General features: G+C 31.2%; 21 protein-coding genes. 11 read left to right on the top strand and 10 right to left on the bottom strand.

Features of this window, described 5'->3' with window-relative positions; all coding sequences use genetic code 11:
• Positions 1 to 46: 46 nt before the first annotated feature.
• The 3 genes from OLM55_RS05790 (at position 47) to OLM55_RS05780 (ending at position 2,291) form a co-directional block, all read left to right on the top strand.
• Positions 47 to 493, top strand: a complete 447-nt coding sequence (locus tag OLM55_RS05790) for a KTSC domain-containing protein (RefSeq protein ID WP_264560465.1) — start codon at positions 47 to 49, stop codon at positions 491 to 493.
• A gap of 94 nt (positions 494 to 587) precedes the next feature.
• Positions 588 to 1,070 carry a DUF1761 domain-containing protein gene (locus OLM55_RS05785; RefSeq protein ID WP_264560464.1) on the top strand — a complete coding sequence of 161 codons (483 nt, stop codon included), beginning with the start codon at positions 588 to 590 and terminating at the stop codon, positions 1,068 to 1,070.
• A 75-nt stretch (positions 1,071 to 1,145) separates the two neighbouring features.
• Positions 1,146 to 2,291 carry an 8-amino-7-oxononanoate synthase gene (locus tag OLM55_RS05780; protein ID WP_264560463.1) on the top strand — a complete coding sequence of 382 codons (1,146 nt, stop codon included), beginning with the start codon at positions 1,146 to 1,148 and terminating at the stop codon, positions 2,289 to 2,291.
• 35 nt (positions 2,292 to 2,326) lie between these two features.
• Here OLM55_RS05780 and OLM55_RS05775 read toward each other — a convergent pair whose 3' ends face one another.
• Positions 2,327 to 4,237 carry an ABC-F family ATP-binding cassette domain-containing protein gene (locus OLM55_RS05775; RefSeq protein WP_264560462.1) on the bottom strand — a complete coding sequence of 637 codons (1,911 nt, stop codon included), beginning with the start codon at positions 4,235 to 4,237 and terminating at the stop codon, positions 2,327 to 2,329.
• A gap of 68 nt (positions 4,238 to 4,305) precedes the next feature.
• On the opposite strand from OLM55_RS05775, the gene OLM55_RS05770 reads away from it, so the two are divergent.
• Entirely contained in the window at positions 4,306 to 4,704 is a 399-nt protein-coding gene (locus OLM55_RS05770) for a DUF983 domain-containing protein (RefSeq protein WP_264560461.1), read from the top strand.
• On the opposite strand, the gene OLM55_RS05765 is transcribed toward OLM55_RS05770, so the two are convergent.
• The 7 genes from OLM55_RS05765 to topA form a co-directional block, all read right to left on the bottom strand.
• A complete protein-coding gene (locus tag OLM55_RS05765) occupies positions 4,701 to 5,750 on the bottom strand; it encodes an NAD(P)/FAD-dependent oxidoreductase (RefSeq protein WP_264560460.1) in 1,050 nt (349 codons plus the stop codon). The genes OLM55_RS05770 and OLM55_RS05765 overlap by 4 nt on opposite strands.
• Positions 5,751 to 5,816: 66 nt before the next feature.
• Entirely contained in the window at positions 5,817 to 6,704 is an 888-nt protein-coding gene (gene gldN, locus OLM55_RS05760; RefSeq protein ID WP_264560459.1) for a gliding motility protein GldN, read from the bottom strand.
• Positions 6,705 to 6,748: 44 nt separating this feature from the next.
• Positions 6,749 to 8,293 carry a gliding motility protein GldM gene (gene gldM, locus OLM55_RS05755; protein WP_264560458.1) on the bottom strand — a complete coding sequence of 515 codons (1,545 nt, stop codon included), beginning with the start codon at positions 8,291 to 8,293 and terminating at the stop codon, positions 6,749 to 6,751.
• Between the two features lie 53 nt (positions 8,294 to 8,346).
• Positions 8,347 to 8,982: a gliding motility protein GldL gene (gldL, locus tag OLM55_RS05750; RefSeq protein ID WP_264560457.1), complete on the bottom strand. Its 636-nt coding sequence runs from the start codon at positions 8,980 to 8,982 to the stop codon at positions 8,347 to 8,349.
• Positions 8,983 to 9,034: 52 nt separating this feature from the next.
• Positions 9,035 to 10,426 (bottom strand): gliding motility lipoprotein GldK, encoded by a 1,392-nt coding sequence (gene gldK / locus OLM55_RS05745; RefSeq protein ID WP_264560456.1) that lies wholly within the window; start codon positions 10,424 to 10,426, stop codon positions 9,035 to 9,037.
• Positions 10,427 to 10,570: 144 nt separating this feature from the next.
• The gene (locus OLM55_RS05740; RefSeq protein ID WP_264560455.1) at positions 10,571 to 11,719 is read right to left on the bottom strand and encodes a formimidoylglutamase; all 1,149 of its coding nucleotides are present in this window, start codon (positions 11,717 to 11,719) and stop codon (positions 10,571 to 10,573) included.
• A 3-nt stretch (positions 11,720 to 11,722) separates the two neighbouring features.
• A complete protein-coding gene (gene topA / locus OLM55_RS05735; RefSeq protein WP_264560454.1) occupies positions 11,723 to 14,224 on the bottom strand; it encodes a type I DNA topoisomerase in 2,502 nt (833 codons plus the stop codon).
• Between the two features lie 178 nt (positions 14,225 to 14,402).
• On the opposite strand from topA, the gene miaB reads away from it, so the two are divergent.
• From miaB to groL, 7 genes are all read left to right on the top strand, one after another.
• Positions 14,403 to 15,851, top strand: coding sequence for a tRNA (N6-isopentenyl adenosine(37)-C2)-methylthiotransferase MiaB (miaB, locus tag OLM55_RS05730; protein ID WP_264560453.1), 1,449 nt, complete (start codon positions 14,403 to 14,405; stop codon positions 15,849 to 15,851).
• 54 nt (positions 15,852 to 15,905) lie between these two features.
• The gene (locus OLM55_RS05725) at positions 15,906 to 17,174 is read left to right on the top strand and encodes a sigma-54 interaction domain-containing protein (RefSeq protein WP_264560452.1); all 1,269 of its coding nucleotides are present in this window, start codon (positions 15,906 to 15,908) and stop codon (positions 17,172 to 17,174) included.
• A 7-nt stretch (positions 17,175 to 17,181) separates the two neighbouring features.
• A complete protein-coding gene (gene lptE / locus OLM55_RS05720) occupies positions 17,182 to 17,685 on the top strand; it encodes an LPS assembly lipoprotein LptE (RefSeq protein ID WP_264560451.1) in 504 nt (167 codons plus the stop codon).
• 15 nt (positions 17,686 to 17,700) lie between these two features.
• Positions 17,701 to 18,474 (top strand): tetratricopeptide repeat protein, encoded by a 774-nt coding sequence (locus tag OLM55_RS05715; RefSeq protein WP_264560450.1) that lies wholly within the window; start codon positions 17,701 to 17,703, stop codon positions 18,472 to 18,474.
• Entirely contained in the window at positions 18,474 to 18,836 is a 363-nt protein-coding gene (gene secG / locus OLM55_RS05710; protein ID WP_264560599.1) for a preprotein translocase subunit SecG, read from the top strand. Before OLM55_RS05715 ends, secG begins: the two co-directional genes overlap by 1 nt.
• 136 nt (positions 18,837 to 18,972) lie before the next feature.
• Positions 18,973 to 19,251 (top strand): co-chaperone GroES, encoded by a 279-nt coding sequence (gene groES / locus OLM55_RS05705; RefSeq protein WP_264560449.1) that lies wholly within the window; start codon positions 18,973 to 18,975, stop codon positions 19,249 to 19,251.
• 30 nt (positions 19,252 to 19,281) lie between these two features.
• Positions 19,282 to 20,910: a chaperonin GroEL gene (gene groL / locus OLM55_RS05700; RefSeq protein ID WP_264560448.1), complete on the top strand. Its 1,629-nt coding sequence runs from the start codon at positions 19,282 to 19,284 to the stop codon at positions 20,908 to 20,910.
• A 74-nt stretch (positions 20,911 to 20,984) separates the two neighbouring features.
• Here groL and OLM55_RS05695 read toward each other — a convergent pair whose 3' ends face one another.
• On the bottom strand, positions 20,985 to 21,743 hold the full coding sequence (locus tag OLM55_RS05695) for a DUF2490 domain-containing protein (protein WP_264560447.1): 759 nt from the start codon (positions 21,741 to 21,743) through the stop codon (positions 20,985 to 20,987).
• An 87-nt stretch (positions 21,744 to 21,830) separates the two neighbouring features.
• Complete coding sequence (locus OLM55_RS05690) at positions 21,831 to 23,429, bottom strand: SulP family inorganic anion transporter (protein WP_264560446.1); 1,599 nt, start codon at positions 23,427 to 23,429, stop codon at positions 21,831 to 21,833.
• Positions 23,430 to 23,450 lie beyond the last annotated feature (21 nt).

Below are 23,450 nucleotides of genomic sequence, written 5' to 3'. Positions count from 1 at the left end.
GTAAAAATTGCTTTAAAGAAAGCACTTTATCTCCTTGATTATGAATATGAAAAAAATTGTTGAGTATAGAAAACTACTTAACGTTACTAAAGACGCTACTTTAAAAGAATTAAAGTCAATTTACAGAAACAGTATGAAAGAAAATCATCCTGACAAGTTTACTAATGAAGAAGATAAATTAGCAGTAGAAGAATTAAGCACTTTAACTATTGAAGCATATCATTTTTTAGTAAGTATTGCTCCTGAAACTTTAGAAAAAGACAAAGCAGAATATACCAAAACAACCACTTCAGTTAATATATTAGATTTTTATATGGAAAAAACTGTATTATATGTTCATTTCTTAGACGGAAGTAAATATGAATACTTTGGAGTTCCAAAAAACACATACATAAAAATGGTAAATGCAGAATCTCCAAGTAGATTTGCGAGACGTCATATTTATAATAATTTCTTGTACAGAAGCGCAAGCAAGTTAGTTGCTGCTGAATAAATAAAAAAAACCTTTCAAATGAAAGGTTTTTTTTATTTATTCAACAACTGTTAATTTTCGTATATTAGTCTTACCAATTTTAAAAACTAATCATATGGAAATTAACTTTTTTGCTATTTTAACAGCTGCTTTATCAAGTTTTGTAGTCGGATTTATTTGGTATCATCCAAAAGTTTTTGGAACTATTTGGATGAACGAAACAGGAATGACTGATGAGAAAGCAAGACAAGGAAATATGCTAAAAATATTCGGACTTACTTTTGTTTTCGCTTTTATACTAGCATTTTACATGCAAGTTTTAACTATTCATCAATTAGGAGTTGCCGGATTAGTAGGAGGAAATATTGAAAATGCTAAACCATCTTACTTTGCTTTTATGAGTGATTATGGCGAAGCATATAGAACTTTTAAACATGGTGTATTTCACGGTTTATTATCAGGTTTATTTATATCGCTACCTGTAATTGCTACAAATTGTTTATTTGAACAAAAATCATTTAGATATGCTGCAGTAACTGCTGGATATTGGATTGTTGTTATGTCAATTATGGGCGGAATAATTTGTGCTTGGAAATAAATATGAATAAATGTTGTCTTTTTAACATTTTATTTAATACCAATCGTCCTATTTTTGTGGGACGATTTTTTTATTTTGGAAAACATAAACTTTAAAGTATATACATCTATTTCAACTCTTCCGGAAAACTGGAATGAAGTAGCTGCATCAAATCATTTTTTACAAACTCCTTATTTACAAGTGCTAGAAAATTCTGCACCTACAAATATGGAATGTTTTTACATAGGAATATTTGAAAATGACAAGTTAGTTGGAACACTTTTATCCCAATATTTAGATTTAAATAAACTAGAGTCTTTTGGAGAAAGAGATAGCTGTTTAAAAACACACATTCGAAATTTTATTTTTAAAAACTTCGCCTCACATGTTCTCTTCATTGGAAATAATATGATATCAGGACAAAATGCTTATGCCCTTTCTAAAGAAATTGAACATAAATGTTTAAGTAAATTATTAATTGATTGCAGCAATGCACTTATTATTTACTTTAAAAATAAAGGAATTAAAATACACATTGTTTCATTTAAAGATTTTTACAAACAAAACGCAACTCTGTTCAAAAAGAATTATTTTAATAACCTTTACGAATTTAACGCACAACCTAATATGATTTTCAATTTAAATGAAAATTGGAGTTCAAAAGAAGATTATGTTGCTGCATTTACAAAAAAATACAGAGACCAATACAAAAGAGCACATAAAAAATATAATGGAATTATTGAAAAAGAACTTAGCTTAGATGATGTAATTTTTCATGAAAACAGAATTAATGAACTTTATCATTATGTTGCCAAAAACGCCCCTTTTAATACTTTTTTTCTAGCTGAGAATCATTTTTCGACATTTAAAAAACAATGCGGAAGTAGATTTAGAATATTTGGACATTTCTTAAACGACAAACTTGTTGGTTTTCACACGCTTTTACTTAACGAAGATGTTTTAGAAACGTATTTTCTTGGTTATGATGACGAAATTCAAAAAAACAACATGTTATATCTAAATATGTTGTATCATATGACTGAATTTGGTATTGAAAATCATTTTAAAAAAATAATCTTTGGACGAACCGCAATAGAAATTAAAAGTTCAATTGGTGCAGAACCAGTTTACATGTCGGGTTTTATCCTGCACACAAATTCATTTGTAAATAAATTTATAGGAAAAATATTTCAAAGCCTTGAACCCAATTTAGAATGGAATCAACGTCATCCTTTCAAATAAAAAAAACCAATTAAATTAACAATTGGTTTCATATTTTATAAAGAATCTATTTCTTCTTGAACAACTTCCCAGTCTTCCAATAATTGATCTAATTCTTTCTTTTTCTTCTCGTAAGCTGTAAAAAAAGCTGCATTTTCAATTAACTTATCATAATTTGAAGCTAATTCTCTATCGTCTTTTTGAATATCTTTTTCTAATTGCTGAATTTGACTTTCAATCTTACTTAATTTATTTTGTAATGATTTATTTTTCTTTTGATCTTCATAAGACAAACTCTTCGCTTCATTTTTTTCTTTGGGCTTAATCACTTCATCAACCTTTTCAAAAGCACGCATGTCATTTGCCTTCTTTTGCTCCAAGAAGAAGTTTATATCACCTAAATATTCACGAATTTTTTGATCTTTAAATTCATAAGTAACATTTGCTAAGCCTTGTAAAAAATCTCTATCGTGAGAAACCAATAACAATGTTCCTTCATATTTATTTAATGCCGCCTTTAAAACATTCTTAGACTTAATATCTAAGTGATTCGTTGGCTCATCCATCAAAAGCACATTAATTGGCTGTAAAAGCAGCTTACAAAGCGCCAAACGGTTTCTTTCACCTCCAGATAATACTTTTACTTTCTTTTCCACGTCATCACCTCTAAAAAGAAACGAACCAAGCATATCTCTAACTTTAGAACGATTAGAATCTGTAGCTGCTTCAAGCATTGTATCTAACAAGGTTTTTTCACCATCTAAATACTCAGCTTGGTTTTGGGCGAAATAACCAACTTGTACATTGTGACCTAATTTAATACTTCCTTCATATTCAAACTCATTTACAATTGCTTTAATAAAAGTAGATTTTCCTTGGCCATTTTGACCAACGAAAGCGATTTTACTTCCACGCTCAACCAATAACGAAATATCTTTTAAAATAGTTTTATCTCCGTAAGACTTTGTAACATGTTCAGCTTCAACTACAACTCTACCTGGAACTTGAGAAACAGGAAATGAAATATTCATTACAGAATTATCATCTTCATCTACTTCAATACGTTCTACTTTATCTAATTTTTTAATTAAAGATTGCGCCATTGATGCTTTAGATGCTTTTGCTCTAAATTTTTCAATTAACTTTTCGGTTTCTTCAATTTTTTTAGCCTGATTTTTTTGAGTAGCCAATTGCTTTTCGCGAATTTCATGACGTAACTCTAAATATTGAGTATAGGGTTTGTTGAAATCATATGCTTTTCCTAATGAAATTTCAATAGTTCTATTAGTTACATTATCCAAAAACATTTTATCATGGGATACAATAACCACAACTCCAGAAAAATTTCTTAAAAAACCTTCTAACCAAATAATACTTTCAATATCTAAGTGATTTGTTGGCTCATCTAAAAGCAGAATATCGTTAGACTGAAGAAGAAGTTTAGCTAATTCAATACGCATACGCCAACCTCCTGAAAAAGTATCGGTTTGATTATTAAAATCTTCACGTTTAAAACCAAGACCTAAAAGAATTTTCTCTGTATCACCCACGTAATTATAACCGCCGAGAACATCATAATGGTGAGTTACATCACTAAGTTCTTCAATAATTTTTAAATATTCCTCTGATTCATAGTCAGTTCTTGTTACCAACAAATGATTTAACTCATCTAATTTCAGCTCAGCTTTTTTAATTTCTTCAAAAGCTTGATAAGCCTCTTCTAAAACAGTTCTTCCTTCTTCAAAATCGATATCTTGGCGAAGAAAACCCATTTTCACTTCTTTTTCAGTAGCTATAACACCGGAATCTGGTTTAAAATCACCCGCCAAAATTTTCAACATAGTAGATTTTCCAGCTCCATTTTTTCCAACTAATCCAACTCTATCTCCAGAACCTAATCTAAAAGTAACTTCTTCAAACAAATATGTTCCGCCAAACGAAACCGACAAATTATGAATATTTAACATCTTCTTTTTGTAATGATTGTTACACAAATAAACACCTTAATTGGTATCTTTGTGTAAAATTTATGCAAATGTTAAAAAAAGGATCCAAACTATATAGTATTTTAACAGGAAGTTGTCCAAAATGCCATGAAGAAAGTATGTATTTGAATAAAAATCCATATAATTTAATGGAAATTTACAAAATGCATGAAAAATGCAGTCATTGTGAAACAAGATATAAAATTGAACCTTCTTTTTTTTATGGAGCAATGTATGTAAGTTATGCGGTAGGAATTGCATTTGCAGTTGCAGCATTTGTCATTTCATATATCTTTTGCAGTAGCACTTTAAAAACTGCTTTTATAGTAATAATAATTACTCAAATATTACTTATGCCTTTCACAATGAGAGTGTCAAGAAATATTTGGGCAAATATTTTTATACATTTTGATAAAAACTGGAAAAACAAAAAAGGAACTAAAAACTAGTTCCTTTTTTTATAAATTCTATCTATGTTAATTTCTTCATCTAGAGGAATATTATTCTCAATGTAATTAAATAATTGATGTGCTAAAAATGGACCCAACATAACTCCTCTTGTTCCTAGACCATTAAGAATATACATATTTGGATGATTTGGATGTAGACCAACTAATGGCCTTCTGTCTTTTACCGTAGGACGAACTCCTGCAAAATGCTCAAGTACTTCGTATTTACAATTAATCAATTCTTCTAACTTAGATAATAATTCAGTTTTTGCTTCTTCAGTTGTAGTATTTGTTTTATCATTCCAATCATAAGTTGCACCTACTTTATAACAATCTTTCCCAATAGGAATAATAAAAATACTAGCATTAATAATTGATTCAATTTTTAAATCTGCGGATTTAATTAGTAATAATTCCCCTTTTGTACCATCTAATGGTAAATCTTTAAAAAAAGGATTAGAATGCATACCAAATCCTTCAGCAAAGATTACATTTTTTGCTTTCACATCCTTATAGGCAACAAAATCATCACCAAACTCGAAGAGAGAATAATCTATTCTTTCAGAAATCAAAAGATTATTTACAATAAGATATTTTGAATAAGCATCAACTAAACAATTAACATCTAAATAACCAGTTTGATAAACTTCCCCGAAACCAAATTTGGCATTAATAGAAACATTCGTATTATTTAATAAGGTTGTAGAAAGAAAAGGTGATAAATTTGGTTTATCAGAAGCTTGAAACCAGTTATTTTGCTCTTCAATAGAATTAAAAACTCTAAGAACTGGAACATTATAATCAAACTTACAAAAAAGTTTCTCTTCTAATTGTTTATAGAAAACAGTAGACAAGGCAAGTTGTTCTTTAGCTTTCCAAACTTCGCTAAAACGTTTTAGGATAACAGGATTATACATTCCACCAGCAACTTTAGAAGAAGGCTGAGAACCATCATCAAAAACAAGAACTGACTTGTTATTTTGAATTGCAATTTCGGAAAAAGAAACTCCAGCAATACCAGCACCAACAATTAAATAATCTATCATAATACAAAAATAAAAAAACTCTTACCAATGGTAAGAGTTTTTTTTATGAATTGGAGAAAAACTATATTAATAATTCCACATATCTTGTTCGAAATCTCTAATTTTTTCTTTAACACGCTCAGACTCTAATAATTGCATTTGCGCATTTTCTTTCATATAATCTTTAATCAATCTATCACCGTAAACATTCTCTTCTAGATAAATTACACCATTAAAACGACGCGAATTTAACAAGTGATCAAATGTAAATGGCATAGCCGAATTTCTATCATTAAAAGCTTTAGCCTCGTGCAAGATATCTCTAGCTGCAGGAAAGTAAACCCAAAATAATTCGATATAATCTTTTACATCATTATTCATTGTATATACATCCGGAACAATTGGACAAATACCTAACATTCTGTATTTTAATTCACCTTGACGCTTATCAAAATACCAATATCCAACTAATTTATAAGCATCTACATGAAATGCTTCAATTTGTGTTTTAACAATATATTCTTCAGGAATAGATTCTCCAGCATTGTAATATTCTCTACCTGCATCGGTAGTATCAATAAATACTAAAGAAGCTTCAATATCCTTTAAAGATTTTTTGTCAGTAAAATAACTAGAATCATAGATCTCTGTAATTTTACCATCTTTAATTCCATCAATAAGCACTTTATATAAAGGCTTTCTGTCTGGACCTAAATCACCTTCAATAGGAAAATAGAAAGGAAAATTAACACGCTCATCTAGATCAACAATTTCCCATGTACGTTTACCCATTAAGATATCTCTATCATGAACATAACCGTAAGGCATTGGTTTATCATTGTCAGCTACTAATTCTGCTTCAGTCTTCTTACCTATTTGATCAGGTGTCTTTGCATTTAATAAATTAGATTGAGCAAAGGTAAAAGTTGAACTTAAACCTAAAGCAACTACTAATATAAAATTTCTCCAATTCATTTTTTTATTCTTTTAGTTTATAAATAAACTCTGAAAGTTAATTTTTATTGTACTTCAAATGTACAAGGAGCAGTTTTCTTTAACATAATAGAACTACCTCTTAATTTTGTTTTAATCTCAGAAATAACAACTAAGTCACCTCTACTAGCTTTAGCAATAGCTGCTTTTGCTCTACCATCCATACGTGTTCCATTAACAACAATTGTAGGTTGTCCAGGCACTTTAATGTTAAAACTAACAACATCAATATTTAATTCAAAATCAAAATCCTCTAATTTAGCACCAACTGAAGAAACTTCTAAACTGTTCTTAGGTCCTTTTGCGCTATATTCACCACGGATTGTACCCATTGGTGCAGGGATATCTTTAATTCTGAATATTTTCTTATCCGAAACAGGTTTACCATCAGGTAATTTACCGTTTACGTTAATAGTAACCTCACGTCCTGAACCTGGATTCATGTTGTATTTACCTACACCAGATCCTTTAGACAAACCAGCACCAGAAGCACTTACTTTATCATCTGAAATACCAGCAAATGAAATTGTCATTGGGTTAGTTACACCTCTATAAACAACATTCATTTTATCTGCCGAAATAGTAGCAGAATTTGGTCTAGGAACTACTACATAGTTACCTTTAATTGGTAAACTAACAACTTTACCACCTTCATCAAAGTTAAATGAACCCGTAATTTCATGCTCTCCAACACTACCTGCATTGAAAGAGAAATTAGCCTGTCCAGCTTCGGCTTTTACAGTTTGACCATTAACAATAACAGATTTAGCTACTAATGTTGGATCGAATTTACCTAATATAACTCTTCCTTTTACAGCTTCTCCTTGGAAAAAAGCTGATTTTTCAGGAACAACTATTGGTTGATAAGCAGTTAAAGATGCTGCAGCAACTAAGTCAGATTGAAACATTCCACTAATAACATCACTTTCAGTGGTTTTAATATCTGCTTGTAATTGAGATAATTTAGTAACTGTAGCTATTAAAGGGAAACCTTTATAGTTATAATCTAACCAATTTAAAGTTGCACCTGCACTTTTAGATTTTACAGGAGCAGTTGCAAATCTAGCTTCAATTTTCTTCATTTCTGGATCAGAAATAGAACTTCCTCCTGCTTTTTTAATATCTGATGAAAAAGCTGCAAGTCTATCTAAAAACTCTTGACCTTTAGGTGTTGGTTTATCACCAGCGAACCACATTTCATCAACAGCATCTCCTTTATCCATTGCTTCAAATGGTAAATTACCATCTTCGTCTCTAGGATAATCTTTAGTTATTTCAGTTTTAATTTTTTCAATATAATCAGAAAAGTCTTTAGCTAATTTTCTAATTTTATCAACTTTTGCTTTCTTATCACCAAACTGACCTGGTTGATCAGCTGCTTTTTGAGCTAATTGTTCAAATGAAGACTGATTACGCACATCAGCAATTCCATTTGATTCTATAATTTTGTTATTTAAAATCCCAAAAGCAGATAATACTTCTTTTGACATATTTAAAGCTAACATTGCGATGAAAACCAAGTACATTAGGTTTACCATCTTTTGTCTAGGACTTAATTTTCCTCCTGCCATTTTCCTGTAATTAGTTTTTGATTATTAATTTATTTAATTTTCGATAAAACTAATTATCCTCTGTTATTCATAGCAGTTAACATTCCACCGTAAACTGAGTTTAAAGATGCGATGTTAGAAGTCATAGACTGCATTTGTTCTTTTAATTTAGATGCATTTTCAGCAATTTCTTTATTAGCTTCAGCATTTCTAGAAGCACTTTCTAATTGTACTTTATACAAACTATTTAAAGCTTCCATCTGAGCAGCTGCTTGAGACATTTCCTCAGCATATTTCTTTTGACCTGCCATAGCATCTACAGTTGGAGAAATACTTTTAGCAGCTCCTTCAAAATTTTTGATACTAGCCCCTAAACTTTCCATTAAAGCACCATCAATTTTTGCTTCTTTTAACATGTTATCTAATTTTTGAGACAACAATCCTTGTGCTTCAGCTGGATTTTCTTTCTTAGGTTTTTTATCATTAGCAACACCGTTTGCTAATTCTGGATATACTAAAGTCCAGTCTAATTCATCTTCTGGATTATCAAATGCAGATAAACCGAAAATTAAAGCCTCTGTTCCTAAACCTACGATCAACATCAAACTAGCTCCTGGCCAGTGCATTAATTTAAATAATGCTCCGATGATTACTACTGCCGCTCCCATACCGTAAGCGAAATTCATTGCTTTTTTGCTTAAAAATCCCATAATAAAATTTGTTAGTTAGTTAAGTTAAATATAAAATTGGTTAATATATTTATTATTTTGGACTGTTTCCAGTCGAACCAGTACCCATATAATCTTGCACTGTTCTAAATCCGATATAACTTCTAGCTGAATCAGCATATTCAAAGTCACGTGTTGCTACCTGTAAGAAATATCCAACATCTTTCCAAGAACCACCTCTTACAACTTTACGTTGATTTTTACGATCTGGAACATTTGGATTCATAGTAGAAACAAACTCATAAGCAGATGCATCATAAGAAGACTCAGTCCATTCAGAAACATTACCTGCCATATTGTATAAGTTGTAATTATTTGGCTCATACGAACGTGCCTCAACAGTATACAAAGCACCGTCAGCTGCATAATCACCTCTATTTGGTTTAAAGTTAGCCATAAAACAACCTCTATCATTTTTAGCATAAGGACCTCCCCATGGGAAAGTTGCAGATTCAATTCCACCTCTAGCAGCGTACTCCCACTCAGCCTCTGTTGGCAAACGGAAAGAATTCACTTGATCTCTTCCTTTTTTCTTTTTAATATAAGAATTCTTATACAAAGTTCTCCAAGCACAGAATGCTTTAGCTTGATTCCAAGACACTCCAACTACAGGATACTCCCCATAAGCTTGGTGCCAAAAGTAATCATTATGCATTGGCTCATTGTAAGAATATGCAAAATCTTTAATCCAAGCTGTTGTATCAGGATAAACCTCAATTGGTTTTGTATTTTCATAAAGACCTTTACGTCCTTTTTTCTTTACAGCCTCATTCCAATCAACTTCTCTAAATTTAAATTTCAATTTAGAAACATCTAATGTTTTCAATCCATTATAAGATTCAGATTCTGGCAAGTACATAGAATCCATTACTTCAACATAATACTCATCTGGATATTTCTGAGGGTCATCAAGTAAATTAATTTTCTTATTTAGCTTTCTTCCAGCATACATATCGTCATCTGTACCAATACTGTAATAGTTTTCATACATATATTTGTCGTAAGCAGACATTTCTTCAACATTAGCATCCGCAAAAGCGTAATCCCCAATACTTCCACCTTCTTTACCACTTCTTCCTCCTTCAGCTGGTTTTTGACCAACTTCATCAGCAAGAATCGCTAATCTTGTTCTAATTGTTGAATCTTTTACCCATCCAATGAATTGACGGTATTCACTATTCGTTATTTCTGTCTCATCCATATAAAACGAACGAACCGTAACTGTTTTTGTTGGAGCGTCTTGGATATTAGCTAAATCATCATCTGATTTACCCATAATAAAGGCTCCACCTGGAATTAATGTCATTCCATAAGGCTTTTCTGGATGCCATTTTTTTCCTTTGACACCTACTAACTCACCTCTATCACCCTTACTACAACTAGCAAAAAATGACAAAATCAACGTAAATGCAACTAACTTCTTCATATAAACTGGGGTTAATTATAATTTTTCTTTTAAAGGCGTAAACCTATTTAATAATTTTGAAAAAAACAATTATTTTTAAAAAAAATCTTAAAAATATATTAAAATTAACAAAACCAAGGTAAAACTATCCTTTCATATTTTATGTTAAACAATATTTCTTCTTTGAGCTTTCCACCATCTTTCAGGAACATCTCCCTCACAAGACGCTAAATAATCTTCATAAGAACAAGGTAATAACGTATTTCTTTTTAATTTATTATTAACATTTGTAAATAATGATATTTCAATCCACCACCTACTTGTTTTATCACTCTTGTAAAAAACAAGTTCATCATCATCAATCAACACGGTATATTTAAGATAACTTTCTTTACTACCAAAAGGATACTCGTTAGATCTAAAACTGAAACCTTCTAAAAAATACCAAATCACTTGAGCAACTAAATTAAATTCAACTGAAGTTAAATTAAAGTTAAACACTCCAAACGAAGAAACTTTATCACTAATTCCAGCGTATCTTGCTAAGGCACAAACTTCCTTACCTGTAAACCCATTTGGGTTAAAATCAATAAAATTACCCGAAAAAGACGACTGAACCGAAGTCATATCAACACTTACAATATCAGCATCTCTAAAAACTGGTTCTGCAATTGTTATGTTATTTGAAACCTCACCAAGTCGATATGCTTCAAAGTAAAGCTTATCAATTAAATCAATCTCTTCTTGCGAATTAAAATACGTTTGAAAACCAATATTACTGTAGTTAAACAGATTATTTGGCTCTTCAACGATTATATTTGTCAGAAAAGAGTTGGCCAAGTTACTATTTTCTTTTGAAAAATCAAATTTATTATCAATAGAAATAAAATTCACCATTTGATCTAATTCATCATACGACCTATACATAGGATAAGATAAATCTTGACTACCACCAACGATAATAGGTATAATTTTTTTTCTTAATAAATCTTCGCAAATAGTTTGGACTAAAAAATAAGTATCCTTTAATGACGCTCCAGCCTCAATTGTTCCTAAATCTGCAATTGCAACACTCCAGTTCCCTGGGTATAAACTATACAAAACTTTTCTAAAATCATCTAAAGCTCCATGTGAATTTTCTTTTTCCAAACCTCTAAAATCATTTACTCCAATTATTGCAATAGAAATAGCATCTAAGTTTGGGAATTCACTTTCTGTATGTAAAGTAATTTTCCTACCTAAAGACTGAACCGGTAACTTACTAATATACTCAACACAAGAAGATGACAATGGTTGTAGAAAATCAAACACCATAAACTATTTTTTAGTTGTTTTTTTCTTTACTGGCGATTTCTTTTTAGCTGTAGCTTTTTTTGCAGGTGCTTTTTTCTCTATCATTTCCTTAGCTTCATCTAAAGTTAGCGCTTTAGCATCTACATCTTTACTCAATTCTATTTTTACTTTACCTTTTAAGATAACACTTCTTCCCCAACGTGCTTTTTCAACACGAATTCCATCTTCTTTCCAATCATGAATAACTTTATCTATTTCTTTTTGAATTTTATCTTCGATAAGCTCAACAATATCTTGTTGAGATAAGTTATCAAAATCATATTTCTTGTTTACATTAATAAACATTCCATTCCATTTTAAAAACGGTCCAAATCTTCCAACACCTTTTTGAACTGGTAATTCTCGAAAAGTTGCTATTGGAGCGTCTGCTGCTTCTTTTTCTGCGATTAATTCTTTTGCTCTATCAAAAGTAACATCCAACGGATCTTCTCCCTTTGGCAACGAAATAAACATTTTTCCAAATCGCACATAAGGACCAAAACGACCGTTACTTACCTCAACTTCTTCCTCTTTATAAGTCCCTAAGTTTTTAGGTAATAAAAATAATTTTAAAGCCTCCTCTAAAGTTATAGTTCCAATATTTTGATCAGACATTAAACTTGCAAATTGTTTCTCTTCATCTTCTGCATCACCAATTTGAGCCATTGGTCCAAATTTACCTAAACGAACAGAAATTGGTTTACCCGATTTTGGATCGGTACCTAAAATTCTTTCACCACTTTCTCTATCTGCATTTTCTTCAACATCGACAACATTTGGATGAAATTTAGAATAAAACTCATTCATCATGTTTGCCCAATCAATGTTACCTTCAGCAATTTCATCAAAATCTTGCTCTACTTTTGCCGTAAAGTTATAATCTAAAATTGCCGAGAAATTTTTAACCAAGAAGTCATTTACAATGGTACCAATATCTGTTGGAACTAACTTTCCTTTATCTGAACCTACATTTTCAGTCAAAACTTGCGATTTAATAGTCGAAGCTAATAATGAAATTTGTGTGTATTTTCTTTCCACTCCTTCAGAGCTTCCTTTTTCAACGTAATTACGATTAATAATTGTTGAAATGGTTGGCGCATAAGTCGACGGACGACCAATCCCTAATTCTTCTAATTTTTTTACCAAAGCAGCCTCAGTATAACGTGCTGGTGGTCTAGAAAAACGCTCAGTTGCCTGAATATAAGTATTTGTTAATTTCTCGTTTATTTTCAAAGCCGGAAGCATTCCCTCTTGCTCTTCCTCATCATCATCATGCCCTTCAAGATACACTTTTAAGAATCCTTCAAATTTAATTACTTCACCACTTGCTACAAAAACTTCATTATGATTATTTGCTTCAATTTTAACATTTGTACGTTCTAGCTGTGCCTCACTCATTTGAGAAGCTAAAGTTCTTTTCCAAATTAAATCATATAAACGCGCTTGATCTCTGTCGATATTTACAGTATGTAAAGACATGTCTGTAGGACGAATTGCTTCGTGCGCTTCTTGAGCTCCTTTACTTTTTGAAGTATAATTTCTTGGCTTACTGTATTCTTTACCATACGAACGGATAATTTCTGACTCTGCAGAAGCCATTGCTTCATTCGACAAATTAACACTATCTGTTCTCATATAAGTAATCAAACCGGCTTCATATAACCTTTGTGCAATTTGCATTGTAATTCCAACTGGTAAATATAATTTACGAGCAGCTTCTTGTTGCAAAGTTGAAGTTGTAAATGGCGCTGCTGGAGATTTTTTTGTTGGTTTTTTTTCTAAATCAGCTACCTTATAATTAGAACCAATATTTTTTTGCAAAAAGTCTTCTGCTTCTTTTTGTGTATTAAAATTTTTAGGGAGCTTTGCTTTAAATGATTTTCCAGCTTCATTTGTAAATTCAGCTGTTATAGAATAAGTTCCTTGCGGATTAAACTCTTGAATTTCTCTTTCACGTTCTACTATTAATCGAACAGAAACCGACTGAACTCTTCCTGCAGACAAACCACCTTTTACTTTTTTCCATAAAACAGGCGATAATTCGTAACCAACTAATCGGTCTAAAACCCTACGTGCTTGTTGTGCATTTACTAAATTATAATCGATTCCTCTAGGATTTTCAATTGCTTTTTGAATAGCAGATTTCGTAATTTCATGAAAAACAATACGCTTTGTTTTATTTTCATCTAACTTAAGTTCTTCTGATAAATGCCAAGAAATAGCTTCTCCTTCTCGGTCTTCATCGGAAGCCAACCAAACCATGTCGGCTTTTTTAGACAAGTCTTTTAATTTTTTTACTAAAGCTTTCTTATCTGGTGAAACCTCATACTTAGGTTTAAACCCATTTTCTACATCTACTCCAATTTCTTTAGAAGGTAAGTCTGCAATATGTCCATAACTAGATTCAACTTGAAAATCTTTACCTAAAAATTTCTCTATTGTTTTTGCCTTTGCAGGTGACTCAACTATTACTAAATTCTTCGCCATTATAAAATTTGTTTGGCGCAAAAGTATAGGTTTTTTTTAAATTTAAGGATTTTAGAAAAAAAATTAAGATAAGATTTTACTTTTTTAAGTTAAAATACATCATGAAAAAATCTGTCAAGTTGTCATATTTTACTTTTTAGTATTATCTTTGTAGTTGCAAAAAAGAGAAAAAACTTTTATGGAAAAGACAATTGACGAAAACAAACAAGGAACAAAACTTGTTTTAGAAGAAAAGAAAGAAAACACTAAAAAACTTTTTATAGAAAGTTATGGTTGCGCTATGAATTTCTCTGATAGTGAAATTGTAGCTTCAATTCTTAACAATCAAGGATATAATACTACAGACAAACTTGAAGATGCCGACTTAGTTTTAGTTAATACATGTTCTATTAGAGATAAAGCAGAACAAACTATTAGAAAAAGACTTCAAAAATATAATGCTGTAAAACGAGATATTAACCCTAACATGAAAGTTGGTGTTTTAGGCTGTATGGCAGAACGCTTAAAAGAAAAATTTCTTGAAGAAGAAAAAATTGTCGATTTAGTTGTGGGCCCTGATGCTTATAAAGACATTCCAAACTTATTAAATGAAGTTGAAGAAGGAAGAGATGCTATAAATGTTATTCTTTCTAAAGAAGAAACCTATGGCGACATTTCTCCTGTTCGTTTAAACAGCAACGGAATAAATGCTTTTGTATCTATTACACGCGGATGTGATAATATGTGTACTTTTTGCGTGGTTCCATTTACAAGAGGAAGAGAACGAAGCAGAGAACCGCAAAGTATTTTAGACGAAATAGCTGATTTATGGAATAAAGGATATAAAGAGGTATGTTTATTGGGTCAAAATGTAGATAGTTATTTATGGTATGGCGGAGGACTTAAAAAAGATTTTGATAAAGCTTCAGAAATGCAAAAAGCAACATCGGTAGATTTCGCACAATTATTAGACATGTCTGCAAAAGCATTTCCAAAAATGCGTTTCCGTTTCTCTACTTCAAATCCGCAAGACATGCATGAAGAGGTATTACACGTTATTGCAAAACATCAAAATGTTTGTAACTACATTCATTTACCGGTTCAAAGTGGAAGTACTAGAATTTTAAAAGAAATGAATCGTCAACACACACGTGAGGAATACATGACTTTGGTAGACAAAATCAAACAAATAATTCCTAATTGCACGATTTCTCAAGATATGATTACAGGTTTCCCAACAGAAACTGAAGAAGATCATCAAGACACATTGTCTTTAATGCGCTATGTAAAATATGATTTTGGTTATATGTTCTCTTATTCTGAAAGACCAGGAACTATGGCCGCGAGAAAACTAGAAGATGATGTACCCGAAGAAGTTAAAAAACGTAGATTACAAGAAATAGTAGACTTACAACAAGAATTATCATTAGAAAGAACACAACGCTTTTTAGGACAAACAGTGGAAATTTTAGTAGAAAGAGAATCTAAAAAATCTAAAGATGAATGGAGCGGAAGAAATTCCGAAAACATGGTTACTGTTTTTCCAAAAGAAAACTATAAACCTGGCGATTTTGTAATGGTTGAAATTTACGATTGTTCATCAGCTACTTTAAAAGGGAAAGCTATTGGTTATTCTGAAATGAATTAAACTATTAAAAACTAACTAAACTATCAATTGTAAATTACTAATTATCAATTAAACATGGAATCTATACAAGCCACAAAACAACGATTTGAAATTATTGGAAATGATCCAAAACTAAATCGAGCTATAGAAAAAGCAATACAAGTTGCTCCTACTGATATTTCTGTATTAGTAACTGGGGAAAGTGGTGTTGGTAAAGAAAGTATTCCAAAAATAATCCATTCACTTTCTCATCGCAAGCATGCAAAATATATAGCTGTAAACTGTGGAGCAATACCAGAAGGTACGATTGACAGTGAATTATTTGGACACGAAAAAGGTTCGTTTACTGGCGCAACAAACTCTCGTGATGGGTATTTTGAAGTGGCTGATGGAGGGACTATATTTTTAGACGAAGTTGGTGAATTACCGCTAACCACTCAAGTACGTTTATTACGTGTTTTAGAAAATGGCGAATTTATTAAAGTTGGTTCTTCAAAAGTTCAAAAAACAAATGTTCGAATAGTAGCTGCCACAAACGTTAACATGTTTGATGCTATTGAAAAAGGAAAATTTAGAGAAGATTTATATTACCGTTTAAGTACTGTAGAAATTTTACTTCCTCCTTTAAGAGAAAGAAAAGAAGACATTCATTTATTGTTTAGAAAATTTGCGGCTGATTTTGCTCATAAATACAAAATGCCTCCTATTAAATTATCTAACGAAGCTATTCAATATCTTATTCAATATAGATGGAGTGGTAATATTAGGCAATTACGAAATATTGCCGAACAAATTTCTGTTCTTGAAACCAACAGAGAAACTTCGCTGCAAACTTTAAAAGGATATCTACCTCAACAAGGAAATAATTTACCATCGGTAGTTAACAATCAAAAATCTGAAAACGATTTTAGCAACGAGCGTGAAATTTTATACAAAGTGCTATTCGATATGAAAAGCGATTTGAATGATTTAAAGAAGCTCACTCTTGAATTAATGCAAAATGGAACATCTAAAGTTCAGGAAGATCAGAAAAATTTAATTAAAAGAATTTACGAAAAAAGTGAAGATAATTCTATCTTTGAAAACGAGAAAAAACAAGAACTCCTTCCTCAAGCTACAAATGAAATAATTCAAGAAGAATTTATTGACGAGGAAGAAGATGATTCTAATTACCTTTTCGCAGAAACAGTTGAAGAAGAAGAAACACTGAGTCTAGAAGCTAAAGAAATTGAATTGATTAAAAAATCGTTAGAACGAAATAACGGAAAAAGAAAAGCTGCCGCTGACGAATTAGGAATCTCCGAAAGAACACTTTACAGAAAAATCAAACAATACGATTTATAAATAAAAAATGAAAAAAGGAATTTATATAATACTAATTGGATTAACGCTTACTTTAAATAGTTGTAGTGTTTATAATTTCACAGGAACCGGAAAAATTGACGCTGATACATTTCAAGTAAATTATTTTCAAAACAATGCTGAACTGGTTGAACCTGGAATTGAAAGAACTTTTACAATTACATTACAGGAAATTTTACAAAACCAAACAAGCTTAAACCTTACTAATCAAGGCGGCGACTTATTATATGAAGGCGAAATTGTTGAGTATAGAATTACTCCAATGACAGCAACTTCTAATCAAACAGCAGCACAAAACAGACTAACAATTGCAGTGATGGTCCGTTTTTCAAATAAAAACAAAGAAGAAGATAATTTTGAAAAACGTTTTTCTTTTTATCATGATTATGATGCAAACGAACAAATGACAGGAACAAGGCTAACAACTGCTCTTGATGAAATTTTTGAAAGAATTACTCAAGACATCTTTAATGAATCATTAGCTAAATGGTAATTAAAAGAAAATAATTTGAACAGTACTGAATTAACATATTTACTTAACAAACCTTTCGCTTTAAATGAAAAGCAAACCGTTGCATTGGAAACAGTTCTTCATGAATTCCCCTATTTTCAAGCAGCAAGAGTTCTTCATTTAAAAGGATTGCTAAATCAAGAAAGTTTCAGATACAATTATGAATTAAAAAAAACAGCAGCCAATACTGTTGACAGATCAATACTTTTTAATTTCATTACTTCAAATGAGTTTACAACTATTCAAAGTAACTTAATTGACCTAGAGATAGAACATATTAATAATATAAGCGTTGTTCAAAGCGAAATAATTGAGGAAATAAAAATTCAAGATTCTGCAATAGAAGTTGAAACCGAAAACATTGATTTGGAAATAGGAAAACCTTTAGCATTTGAAAACAGCGAAAAACATTCATTTCAAGAATGGTTAACATTAACAAAAATAACACCTATTGAAAGGAAAGAGGATTCTGAAATTGAAGAATTTACAGAAGAAAAACAAAAAAAAATAGAACTTATTGACCGATTTATTGAATTAAATCCAAAAATTTCACCTGTAAAAGAAAACGCTAAAACACCTTTAAACATTAACATAAACAAAGATGAACCAACGCACTTAATGACTGAAACGTTAGCAAAAGTTTATTTAGAACAAAAAAAATTCAATAAAGCAATACAAGCTTATGAGATTTTAATTTTGAAATATCCAGAAAAAAGTAGTTTCTTTGCAGACCGAATAAAAAAAATAAAAGATTTACAACAAAATAATTAATTATGGGATTCACAGGTTTTTTAATCGCAATAGCATTAGTTTGCTTTTTATTAATATTAGCAGTTATGGTTCAAAACCCTAAAGGTGGAGGATTAGACTCTTCTTTTGGAGGTTCTCAACAAATGGGTGGAGTACAAAAAACTACAGACTTTTTAGATAAGAGTACTTGGACATTAGGTGGTATTTTAATTGCATTAATATTATTATCTACACTTGCTTTTAATAATGGAAACACAAGTGGTTCAAAAATATTAGGAAACGATGATGCAGCAGCTCCTGCTACTACAACTATCGCTCCTACACCTGAAGCTACTCAACAAGCAGCTGAAACTGCAACTTCAACTGAAGAAGAAGCAAAATAAGCTTAAACAATATTTTAAAAATGCCAGCCTGTCAGTGCTGGCTTTTTTTTTACAAGAAAAATTGTCATAAAAATGCTTTGGCACAATTTCTGACCATTTTTAAACAATCAAATAAAATTAAAAAATATAATAAATTATGTCACTAAACATTAAACCACTTTCAGATCGCGTAGTTATAGAGCCAATGGCTGCTGAAACTACAACTGCTTCAGGATTAATTATTCCTGACACTGCAAAAGAAAAACCACAAAAAGGAACAGTTGTTGCAGTTGGAAACGGTAAAAAAGATCATACAATGACTGTTAAAGTTGGAGACACAGTATTGTATGGAAAATATTCTGGTACAGAATTAAAATATGAAGGCGCAGATTATCTTATCATGAAAGAAGAAGAAATTTACGCAATTTTAGGTTAATAATTTACTCATTAAAAAAGCATATTTAAAATGGCAAAAGATATAAAATTCGATATAGAAGCAAGAGATGGACTAAAAAGAGGTGTAGATGCATTGGCAAACGCTGTAAAAGTAACTCTTGGACCAAAAGGAAGAAATGTTATTATTAGCAAATCATTTGGTGGCCCATCGGTAACTAAAGATGGAGTTTCGGTAGCTAAAGAAATTGAATTAGCTGATCCATTAGAAAATATGGGAGCGCAAATGGTAAAAGAAGTTGCTTCTAAAACTAATGATTTAGCAGGAGATGGAACAACAACTGCAACTGTTCTTGCACAAGCAATTGTAAAAGAAGGGTTAAAAAACGTAGCAGCTGGTGCAAACCCAATGGATTTAAAAAGAGGAATTGATAAAGCTGTAGAAGCTATTGTTGAAGATCTTGGAAAGCAATCTCAAACTGTTGGTAATTCTACAGACAAAATAAAACAAATCGCTTCAATTTCAGCAAATAACGACGAAACAATTGGAGAGTTAATAGCGACTGCATTTAGCAAAGTTGGAAAAGAAGGAGTAATTACTGTTGAAGAAGCAAAAGGAACTGATACTTATGTAGATGTTGTTGAAGGAATGCAATTTGACAGAGGATATCTTTCTCCTTATTTTGTAACAGATGCAGATAAAATGGTGGCTGAATTAAATAACCCATACATTTTATTATTCGATAAAAAAATATCAAACTTACAAGAATTGTTACCTATTCTTGAACCAGTAGCGCAATCTGGAAAACCTTTATTAATTATTGCGGAAGATGTAGATGGTCAAGCATTAGCAACTTTAGTAGTTAATAAATTAAGAGGTGGATTAAAAATCGCTGCTGTAAAAGCTCCAGGTTTTGGAGACAGAAGAAAAGCAATGTTAGAAGATATTGCTATCTTAACTGGTGGTACTGTAATTGCCGAAGAAAGCGGATATTCTTTAGAAAACGCTACTTTAGAAATGTTAGGAACGGCAGAAAATGTAACAATTGACAAAGACAATACAACTATTGTAAATGGTGCAGGAAGTGCAGACAACATCAAAGCAAGAGTAAACCAAATCAAAGCTCAGGTTGAAACTACAACTTCTGACTATGATAGAGAAAAACTGCAAGAACGTTTGGCTAAATTAGCTGGTGGTGTTGCCGTTTTATATGTAGGTGCTGCTTCTGAGGTTGAAATGAAAGAGAAAAAAGATAGAGTTGACGATGCGTTACATGCAACTAGAGCAGCTGTTGAAGAAGGTATTGTTGCTGGTGGTGGAGTAGCTTTAGTAAGAGCAAAAGCTGTTTTAACTAAATTAAAAGCTGAAAACGCAGACGAAGCTACGGGTATACAAATTGTAAACAAAGCAGTTGAAGCGCCTTTAAGAACCATTGTTGAGAATGCTGGCGGAGAAGGTTCAGTAGTTATTTCTAAAGTATTAGAAGGAAAAGGAGATTTTGGCTATAATGCTAAAACTAGTGAGTATGTTCAAATGCTAAAAGCTGGAATTATTGACCCTAAAAAAGTTACCAGAGTTGCTCTTGAAAACGCAGCTTCAGTTTCAGGAATGATTCTTACGACTGAATGTGCTCTTATTGACATTAAAGAAGAAAGTTCAGCTATGCCTCCAATGGGCGGAGGAATGCCTGGAATGATGTAATTTAAAACTTCATAATTTATATAAAAAAACCGATTAGAAATTCTAATCGGTTTTTTGTTAATATATCTAAAAAATTATTCTTTTTTTGTCCAATCAAAGTTAGTAATATAAGACACTCTAACCGTTGGATTACTTTCTTGTATTGTATTCGAAAAATTCCAAATATTTTGATGAATGTAATTCAATTGCAATTGATGATTTGAATTTATATTATAACCTAATCCAGCAATTATTCTATTTTGATTAAAAAGTGTTTTCCCAGCATTTGAACCTATATTTAAAAACATTTCATCTCCAGCAACAGCAAAAAGCTTAGTTTTATCATCAACTTTTGTCAATGCATAATTAGCTAAAAACATATATCGAACCCTATTTCGGTATTCATAATGATCAATTTCAAAATCACCAGAAGTTATATTTAATTTAGTAATTCCTACAAATCTATTTTCATCTCTTAAGCGATGAATAAATTTAAAATCTCCTATTGAATGCGTATAAACACCTTGTATCCAAATATGATTTTCTGGGCTCGTAATTTTATTCATAGCAGGATCTCCATATGAATATGTTTCATAATGTGTAAATCCTAAGCTTCCTGTAAATTTTGATGTAAATTTATAATCAAATGATGGACGAATAAACCACTGTTGTTTTTCTGAAAACCCATTGGCATATCGCATAGTTGCTTCTAAAGTAAATGAAGTCTTCTCTGAAATCATATTTTTTCCAACATAATGAAACCAAATATCATTATTTTGACTTTTCAATTGAGAAAATGATTTAATTGAAAACAAGACTACAAGAGCAAATATTAAAACTATTTTATTTTTCATGTTTTTTATTTTTAATAGGATAGCGCCAAGCGCCTTATACATAATTAAGGCGCTTATAACTAAATAAGTAATCTAACTAACTCAATATTATTTATTTTTTCTTCCTGACAATGGGTGAGCTGAAAGTGGTTGATGATTTTCTAAACCAATAATTGTAACTGTACTATTATCATTTGACTCATAATCATGTTTAAAATGTTCTAAATTTTCCATTACGGAATGATCAACGAGTTTTGTTTTCTTTAAATCAATAGTAACATTAAATCCCGGAGGGATCGATTCTAGCTTTCGCTTTACTCCTAAATAATTAGTAAAAATAGCAGCTTTATCAATTTCAACTAAATAATTATTACCTTCAAAAGAAACTAAAGTTGGAGCTTTAAAGAAAGAAGAAATAGGTGTTCCATTAACTAAATGAATAATCATTTTTAAGATAATTCCGGCTGCAATACCAACTAATAAGTCTTCAAACAATGTAAAGAAAATAGTAACTAAGAAAATTGCTAATTGTTCTTTCCCAATTTGAAAAGTATGAATAAACTCTTTTGGATGAGATAATTTAATTCCAACAGTAATTAACATAGCTGCTAAAGCTGCATTAGGAATCATCTCTAAAATTGGCGAAGCTAGCAAAACAAAAGCTAAGATAAAAACACCATGAAAAAAGTTTGCCCAACGTGTTTTTGCGCCATTATTAACATTTGAAGAAGAACGAGCCACCTCAGAAATCATTGGCAAACCACCTAAGAATGCTGCGAAAGTATTTCCTATTCCAACAGCAATCAAATCTTTATTCATGTCTGATTTACGTTTAAAAGGATCCATTAAATCAATTGCTTTAACTGTTAAAAGAGACTCTAAAGAACCGACCAACGCGAACATGATAACATATTTAATAAAAATACCGGTTTGAGAAAAGCCATCAAAACTGGCATTAAAACCTAAAGCATCAACAAAGTTTCCAATTTTCACTAATGCGTAAGCTGGTTCCGTTTCTTTAAAGTGCATGAACAATTCACAAGGAATAGCAAACAACAACACTACTAATGGAGCTGGAATCATTTTAATACTTTTGTTTTTAATATAAGGCCAACCCATCATAATCGCTAAACTTACAACACCAATAAACGTAGCTTTTGGATCTAAATTCATGATAAAATTTGGAATATTTGCTAATAATTCTAATGGCCCTTTTCCTTTTCCTAAAGCAGGATCATCATTCAATAAAACCGGAATTTGTTTTGCTATAATTATAATCCCAATAGCAGCCAACATTCCATGAATAGCAGAAAGCGGAAAAAAATCGGCAAGTTTACCTAATTTAAAAACGCCAAATAATATTTGAACCACACCTGCAACAACCATGGCACCTAATGCTAATTTCCAACCTAAAACATTATCTCCTTGACCAAATTCGGCAACAGAACCTGCAACAATTACAATTAAACCAGCAGCTGGTCCTTTTATGGTCAATCGAGATCCCATCATGAGACTCACCACAATACCTCCAATAATAGCAGTTAACAAACCCATAACTGGAGGGAACTCTGATGCTTTTGCAATTCCTAAACTCAAGGGCAATGCTAGTAAGAAAACAATAAAGCCAGAAATAGCGTCGGTTTTAAAATTTTCTTTTAATCCTGCTAAACCATCAGCAGGAATCATTTTTTTTATGTTTGTATTCATATATGTTTTTATATTTATTGT

The sequence above is a fragment of the Flavobacterium sp. N2270 genome, assembly GCF_025947225.1.
In the GTDB taxonomy this organism is placed as follows: domain Bacteria; phylum Bacteroidota; class Bacteroidia; order Flavobacteriales; family Flavobacteriaceae; genus Flavobacterium.
The sequence above is the reverse complement of the archived record's forward strand: the minus strand, read 5'-3'. Positions and strand labels throughout refer to the sequence as shown.